Raw genomic sequence first — 1,752 nt, 5'->3', positions numbered from 1 at the left:
TTTTTGAGGCTGCGAACAAGACAGGTGAAGCGTACACAGAGAATCATGTAGGCCACAGGGGATACCGCGTCCCTGAAGTGCTGGCATCGCTCCGATAATAAAGAAAGCTCTGGTTGACGAGGCTTGTAACGCAGTCGAAGTCCATGCAAAACAACCGTATCTGGTGAGGTTGTGGCGAACCAGCGGGGTTATCAAGCCGTGGCATGCATGAAGAGATGGATCAGGAACTTGAGAGATCCACGCTTGCTCCCCAGGGACGGGGTAGGGAAGTAAAGCCTGATGGCGAAACCAACGATGGCAACGTGGAAGTCGGATCAGCTCATAGTAGTCCGAGGTCAGGAAAGCTGGCCACATGGCGAAGGGGCTGACAGTTATATCCGCTGTGCAACAGACACATAGGCCGGACAAAGTAGGGCTGGAACCACTATGACAACCGCATTGCACAGCATCGCATTTAAAGCACGCAGCCACCCTCGGCACAGGTTTCAGAATTTATACGGATTACTGAATTCTGATCTCCTGTATCAAAGCTGGGGGCAGCTAAACAAACAAGCGGCGGCCGGCATCGACGGCATAACCATGCCTGAATACCGGTCGAACTTGGTTGGAAATATCCAGCGTGTCAGTCGCCAGCTCCAGCAGAAATGCTACCGGGCATCGGCGATCAAACGCATCTTCATACCGAAGGCCAATGGCAAACAACGGCCGTTGGGCCTACCCACGGTGGACGACAAGCTGGTGCAGCAAAGTGTCAGCCAGATCCTGCAAAGTATCTGGGAAGGGGACTTTCTGCCCAACAGCTATGGTTATCGACCGAACAAAAGTGCCCATCAAGCGGTTCACAGCCTGGGACTCAACCTGCAGTTCAAAGGCTATGGTTATATCGTCGAGGCTGATATCAAAGGCTTTTTCGACAATATGAACCATGCCTGGCTGGTCCGAATGCTGGAACAGCGCATTGATGACAAGGCACTGCTGAGCCTGATCAAGCAATGGCTGAAGGCACGCGTGAAGTCGCCGGATGGCGTGTTTAGCAAACCGACGCAGGGCTCACCTCAGGGGAGTGTGGTCAGTCCTGTGCTTGCGAACATCTACCTGCACTACGCCCTTGATCTGTGGTTTGAAAGGAAGGTCAAGCCGAGGATGAACGGCAGAGCCATGCTGATCCGCTATGCGGATGATTTTGTCGTCGCGTTTCAATTGCGCCGGGATGCTGAGCGTTTCTATCGGGTGCTGCCAAAACGGCTCGATAAATTTGGCCTCAATGTGGCGCCAGAGAAAACGCACCTGAAGCGATTTAGTCGCTTCCATCCGGGCAGGAAACGCAACTTCCAGTTTCTGGGGTTCGAGTTTTACTGGAGCCTTGATGTCAACAAGAAGCCTCGACTGAGGCGGCGAACGGCGTCGAAGAAACAGAAGGCCACCATGAGTGAGCTCTACCAGTGGATCAAGCTCCAGCGTTCAAAACCGCTACGGGATTGGATGCCCAGCTTGAAGCGCAAGCTCACAGGGTTCAGAAACTATTTCGGACTACCCGACAACAGCCGGAGCCTGTCACGACTGTTCAAGCATCTGTTGCACAGCTTGTATAAATGGCTCAACAGGCGAAGTCAGCGTAGAAGTTATAACTGGAATAGTCTCAAGGTCATGTTGGGATATTTTCAGATTGAACCACCACGGGTCAGCAAGCGCTTGATCCTGGTGGATTGGTACTAGGGCGCGTGCTTTACGCGGGCGAATATATAACTGAGG

General features: G+C 52.9%; 1 protein-coding gene. It reads left to right on the top strand.

All coding sequences use genetic code 11. The annotated features are described in order from the left end of the window. Window positions 1–426 precede the first annotated feature (426 nt). Complete coding sequence (ltrA, locus tag MRS74_RS23475) at window positions 427–1,716, top strand: group II intron reverse transcriptase/maturase (RefSeq protein ID WP_254582710.1); 1,290 nt, start codon at window positions 427–429, stop codon at window positions 1,714–1,716. Window positions 1,717–1,752: the final 36 nt, after the last annotated feature.

The sequence above is a fragment of the Marinobacterium sedimentorum genome, assembly GCF_024267675.1.
Lineage (GTDB): Bacteria > Pseudomonadota > Gammaproteobacteria > Pseudomonadales > Balneatricaceae > Marinobacterium_A > Marinobacterium_A sedimentorum.
Note: the sequence above shows the minus strand (reverse complement) of the source record. Positions and strands in the feature narration are given on the sequence as shown.